This window comes from Streptococcus minor DSM 17118 (genome assembly GCF_000377005.1).
Lineage (GTDB): Bacteria > Bacillota > Bacilli > Lactobacillales > Streptococcaceae > Streptococcus > Streptococcus minor.
Map to the genome: position 1 here is coordinate 1 of NZ_AQYB01000014.1, position 5,148 is coordinate 5,148.

General features: G+C 39.5%; 12 protein-coding genes. All 12 read left to right on the top strand.

Features of this window, described 5'->3' with window-relative positions:
* Positions 1 to 100 precede the first annotated feature (100 nt).
* Entirely contained in the window at positions 101 to 427 is a 327-nt protein-coding gene (locus tag F602_RS0100240; protein WP_018165969.1) for a hypothetical protein, read from the top strand.
* A complete protein-coding gene (locus F602_RS10810) occupies positions 417 to 581 on the top strand; it encodes a hypothetical protein (protein WP_156801822.1) in 165 nt (54 codons plus the stop codon). The genes F602_RS0100240 and F602_RS10810 overlap by 11 nt, the downstream gene beginning before the upstream one ends.
* A gap of 3 nt (positions 582 to 584) precedes the next feature.
* The gene (locus F602_RS0100245; protein WP_018165970.1) at positions 585 to 1,265 is read left to right on the top strand and encodes an ERF family protein; all 681 of its coding nucleotides are present in this window, start codon (positions 585 to 587) and stop codon (positions 1,263 to 1,265) included.
* 3 nt (positions 1,266 to 1,268) lie between these two features.
* Positions 1,269 to 2,288 (top strand): DUF1351 domain-containing protein, encoded by a 1,020-nt coding sequence (locus F602_RS0100250; RefSeq protein ID WP_018165971.1) that lies wholly within the window; start codon positions 1,269 to 1,271, stop codon positions 2,286 to 2,288.
* A complete protein-coding gene (locus tag F602_RS0100255; RefSeq protein WP_018165972.1) occupies positions 2,288 to 2,854 on the top strand; it encodes a MazG-like family protein in 567 nt (188 codons plus the stop codon). The genes F602_RS0100250 and F602_RS0100255 overlap by 1 nt, the downstream gene beginning before the upstream one ends.
* Entirely contained in the window at positions 2,841 to 3,023 is a 183-nt protein-coding gene (locus tag F602_RS0100260) for a hypothetical protein (RefSeq protein ID WP_018165973.1), read from the top strand. Before F602_RS0100255 ends, F602_RS0100260 begins: the two co-directional genes overlap by 14 nt.
* Positions 3,013 to 3,534: a single-stranded DNA-binding protein gene (gene ssb, locus F602_RS0100265; protein ID WP_018165974.1), complete on the top strand. Its 522-nt coding sequence runs from the start codon at positions 3,013 to 3,015 to the stop codon at positions 3,532 to 3,534. Before F602_RS0100260 ends, ssb begins: the two co-directional genes overlap by 11 nt.
* Before the next feature lie 9 nt (positions 3,535 to 3,543).
* Positions 3,544 to 3,723, top strand: coding sequence for a hypothetical protein (locus F602_RS10655; protein WP_018165975.1), 180 nt, complete (start codon positions 3,544 to 3,546; stop codon positions 3,721 to 3,723).
* Positions 3,724 to 3,751: 28 nt separating this feature from the next.
* The gene (locus F602_RS0100270; protein WP_018165976.1) at positions 3,752 to 4,087 is read left to right on the top strand and encodes a hypothetical protein; all 336 of its coding nucleotides are present in this window, start codon (positions 3,752 to 3,754) and stop codon (positions 4,085 to 4,087) included.
* On the top strand, positions 4,084 to 4,545 hold the full coding sequence (locus F602_RS0100275; RefSeq protein ID WP_018165977.1) for a RusA family crossover junction endodeoxyribonuclease: 462 nt from the start codon (positions 4,084 to 4,086) through the stop codon (positions 4,543 to 4,545). The genes F602_RS0100270 and F602_RS0100275 overlap by 4 nt, the downstream gene beginning before the upstream one ends.
* The gene (locus tag F602_RS0100280) at positions 4,542 to 4,778 is read left to right on the top strand and encodes a DUF3310 domain-containing protein (protein ID WP_018165978.1); all 237 of its coding nucleotides are present in this window, start codon (positions 4,542 to 4,544) and stop codon (positions 4,776 to 4,778) included. The genes F602_RS0100275 and F602_RS0100280 overlap by 4 nt, the downstream gene beginning before the upstream one ends.
* Positions 4,775 to 5,148 (top strand): DNA cytosine methyltransferase (locus tag F602_RS0100285; protein ID WP_018165979.1); only part of this gene is annotated, 374 nt, incomplete at its 3' end. The genes F602_RS0100280 and F602_RS0100285, both read left to right, overlap by 4 nt.

Below are 5,148 nucleotides of genomic sequence, written 5' to 3' on the forward strand. Positions count from 1 at the left end.
AATTACTAACTTACAACAATTACTAACTTACAACTACCCCATCATCCTATATAAATAATATATATAGGGATTTTCAAAAAAATCTACAGGAGAAAAAATCATGAAGCAAACAAACACATTTATCGTTCTACGAAATCAAACAGGGGAATTTTTGGCAACGTACAAAAATAATTTTGGAAACTTCGCATTAACAGCTAGTTTTACAGATTCTCTAGAAATGGCCCTTGTGATGCCAATCGAACATTACGAACGACAAAGAGAGGATTTTGAACATCTTGCCAGCCTACTGGAAGCAGAGCCGGTAAAAGTCGTTGCAGACTACACTCTAACAACTATTGACGGGAACGAGCTTCCGCCAATTGAAAAAAGCGATCAGTTGGTTAGGGAATTCCTGCAAAGAGTAGCCAACGGAAACGATGAGGACTAAACCATGTACTCACGAGAATACAGATGCCGAGACTGTGACTGTGAATGGTTCGTCATCTCAGATTACCCTGACTTGGAATGTCCAGAGTGCAGGGGTGATGACATTGCGGTCATCTGGCAAGCGAGGGCTTATGATTAGCGAATTTGGAGGATAAATAATGGCAGAACTAACATTCCCAGAGTTGCAACAGAAAATGCAACTAGAAAAAAAGAAATCCAAAGATGTTAAGTACGCATTTAGAAATGCCGAGGACATCTATACAACTTTCAAAGAGTTAAAAAGTGATTGGTCTGTAATCGTAACCGATGAACTCATTGAGCTTGCTGGCAAAATCTTTGTCAAGGCAACAGCAGTAGCTTTCAACGATGAAAGAAACGAGAAATACCAATCAACAGCCTATGCCGAAATAAGCCCAGTACCAGTATTGAATACTCAAAAAGGGCAATTTAAGCAGATGCAAGAGCCACAATGGACAGGAGCTGTTAGCTCTTATGCTAGAAAATATGCCTTGCAAGGTTTGTTCGCTATTGGTGAAAAAGATATTGATGAATACCCAGTAGAGGAAAACCAAGAACAAGGTCAAGCTAACCAGAAACAGCATCCAAATAACCAACAAAATCAAGTGAAATACATTGATAATATCCAGTATCAAGAAATTATCAAAACTGTTGAAGAATTTGCAATGGTCAAAGGAGCACCATTTGATGTAGTTGCAAACTTTGTAATGGGCAAGTACCAAATTAGAGATTTCCACGATGTGCCAGTTGATGGCTATAACGTAGTGATGGAATATCTCAACGCACAAATTCAAAAAGCACACGGAAAAAAAGGAGTATAACACATGGTAAAAGATGTAACTAACAGTGCCTTGACAGAAATCAAGGTAGATTTTCAACCAGCAGTAATTGATGTTGATCGTGAGGCAATTGAGGCACAAGTAGCTGCAGCTGTTGCACAGTATAGTGGTCGAGAGGTGACAGTTGCAAACTATAAAGATGTTTATGAAGAACGTACTCACTTTAATAAATTAAAAGAGGATTTGGATAGCAAACGTAAGGAAATCAAGCGTGAGATTAGTAAACCTCTTACCGATTTTGAAAAATGGATGAAAGAAAAAGTGACTGATCCTATTGATGCTGTCACAAACGAAATGACAACAGGTCTTAATGCGGTTGATGAACATGAGCGATTGTTGCGCGTGGATGTCGTCCGTGCCACTTTTGAAAATAAATGTATGATGGCTGGTCTTGAAAAAGATACCTTTAGCGACAAGTACGATGGGTACAGCCTCAAGAAACATTTTAAAACAGGCAAATTTGAACTCAAGAAAACAACTCTTGATGAAATGGATGCCCTGGTACTTGCGGAATTTGATGCCCTTGAGCAGTACAAAGCTAATAAGCAAGCTATCGAGGAACAAGCTCAAGAGTACGATTTGCCTGCAGATGGATATATCAGACACCTTGAAGATGGTAAGTCACTGGTTGATGTCCTTAAAATTATGAAAACAGACCGTGATGCCATTGCGCTACGTAAGGAGCAACAAGAGGCGCAAGCTAAAGCAGAGGCAGAACGCAAAGCAGAAATTGAGCGTTTGGCAAAAGAACAAGCCAATGAGAACATCAAGGCTGTTGATGCTGAGACAGGCGAAATTATCGAAAATGAGCCATTTGAAAGCATTGGAGGGGTAAATACACCATCAGCACAAAACAAAGCCCTAGAAACGCCTAAATTTGAGCCTAGCGAGCCAATAAAAGTCACAATGCTATTAACGTTGCATGGTGGCAAACCGCAACTAGAACAACTCAAGGAATATCTTGAAGATAACTTTATTAGTTTTGAAACCTTAGGAGGCATCTGATGAAATTTAATGAACTTATTGAAAATGTAAAAGGCTGGTCAACAGCTAAAGAACTTGATAAAGCAAGCCCATTATCGCAAATGCTTAAACTTAACGAAGAATGGGGAGAGCTTAACAGTGCTACAGTACGCAAGGACAAGGAAAAGGTTGCTGATAGCATTGGAGATATGATGGTTGTTTTGACTATCCTAGCTCAACAGATGGGATTTACAAAAATCCATCTAGCACTTAACCCAGATGAGAACGGTCAGCACAATTACTACTATGTGGATGAGTGGTCGGTAGAGGTGTTGTACTTACACATTGCAAAAGAAATTGGCTTGATTGCTAATAGTTTGATTGCTATTTCAACAAATTTAAGCCGTATTAACTCACGCACTCAAATTCAATTGAGCAGCCGTAATATTGCTATCTATCTAATGTTTGTGGCGCAAAAATTTGACTTAACATTGACAGAATGCCTTGAGGTTGCGTGGAATGAAATCAAAAACCGTCAAGGGAAAATTGTAGATGGTGTGTTTGTTAAAACTGCTGACTTAGAGGAGGTGCGAGATGGCAAACAATAAATATTATGTATCGGCTAAAAATAAAAACCTTGATATTGGTCTTGAAGTTGAAGAATTAAATCCGCACATGGCAGCTATTTATGCTTATAACATTTTGAGTGATGCTTATGATTTAACAGATGTATTTATTACAGATGTTGATGTGGTGGAGGTGCGGAATGATAAATAACGTTGTTTTAGTAGGTCGACTTACAAGAGATGCCGATCTAAAGTACACGCCAAGCAATATTGCAGTAGCAACCTTTACATTAGCTGTAAATCGCCCTTTCAAAAATGAGTCTGGGGATCGTGAAGCTGATTTTATTAACTGTGTGATTTGGAGACAAGCAGCTGAAAACCTTGCTAATTGGGCTAAGAAAGGCTCATTGATTGGCATCATAGGCACAATCCAAACACGTAACTATGAAAATCAGCAAGGGCAGCGCGTGTATGTGACAGAGGTTATTGCTAGTAATTTCCAACTGTTAGAAAGTCGTAGTAGCCAACAAAATAATCAAGGTTATCAAGATAATCATGGAGGCTATCAGCAACAACAAAGCTATGGTAATCAAGGTGGTAATTTCCAAAATGGAAACAACCAAGGGTATAATCAACAATCTAATTATCAAAATCAAGGTTATCAATCGGCATTTAACAACTCAAATCCAATGGACATCAGTGATGATGACCTTCCGTTCTAACTATTGCCTATGGTTAATCATGAGAAAGAGTATGCCCTCTACAAAGGCGATAAGTTACTAGGGATAGGTACAAAGAAAGAAATTGCAAACCAGCTTGGCGTAAAGATAAGCACTATTGATTTCTACACTCACCCATCTTATGCCAAGCGGACGAGTGAGGAGAAAGGTAGACGATTGATTGAAATTTGAAATATAGAAAAAGAAACGAGGATAGAAAATGAAGAAAACAGCCGTACTTAAAACAGATTTCACAGTAGTAACAAGTAAAGCAGAGGAAAGCATTGAGATTGTCGGTAGTTCCATTTTTAACCTAAAGGCTGAATTTGTGAAGCAAGACAGACAGCTTTCACTAGATGAAAATGGTGACTTATTTGAACCAGAATATAAATTAGTGCTGGAAGCAAAACAGTCTGATGATCTTGTTCTTGATAGCTCTTATGCGGCCAAAGAATTTGCTAAAGATGTTCAAGAAATTAAAACACTATTTGAGTTCCTTGAGGAAAACAAAAAAAATTTATTTGAGGAACTTGGTTTCCTTGGGGTACTTCTATGAAGCTAGTCCTAAATATCGAACCAAAACCACAGTCACGCCCTCGATTTAGCAAGTGGGGAACATATGAAGATCCAAAGACAAAAGCTTGGCGCAAAGAGTGTGCTGGTTGGATTGAGCGCAACTATGACGGACCATTCTACGATGGTCCAGTCAAGGTCGATGTCACATTTTACATGAAAGCCCCTGAAAGTATTTCAAAAGAGCCGACAAAGAGAGCGAGAGCGAGCACATGGGCTAAGTTCAAAGCGTTTTTAAATGAACTTATGTGGCACTTTAAGAAACCAGACTTGGATAATCTAGTAAAAGCTCTGTTTGACAGCATCTCAAATGCCGGCTATAGCAAAATAGATAAAAAAGGGATCGTGTGGTCGGACGACAGCCTAGTTTGCGACTTACATGCACGCAAGCTATATAGTCCTAACCCAAGAATTGAAATAGAAATAGAGGAAATACAATGACTCAACAGCATGACACAATACGCAAACCAGCTCACTATCAAGGTAGGTATGGCATGGAAGCGATTGACGTTGTGAAAAACTTCGCAGCATGCCCAGAGCATGAAGAAGGTTTTTATTGGGGCAACGCAGTTAAGTATTTACTACGCTATCACTCTAAGAATGGAGTTGAGGACCTTAAAAAAGCCCGTCAAAATCTTGACTGGCTGATAGAGAAGTTGGAGGAAGTGGATTGAAATTCCTAGATTTATTCGCTGGCATCGGCGGTTTTCGTCTCGGCATGGAAGCAGCAGGACATGAATGCGTTGGATTTTGCGAGATAGACCCATTTGCCAGAAAAAGCTACAAAGCAATTCATAACACGGAGGTAGAAGTAGAACTACATGACATCACAACCGTTTCAGATGAGTCTATTCGAGGACTCGGAACTGTCGATATTATCTGCGGAGGATTTCCGTGTCAGGCTTTCAGCATTGCTGGAAAACGAGCAGGATTTGAAGACACTAGAGGAACTCTATTCTTTGAGATTGCTCGGTTCGCATCTATTCTCAGACCTAAATATCTATTCCTTGAGAACGTCACAGGACTCCTCAACCACGATGACGG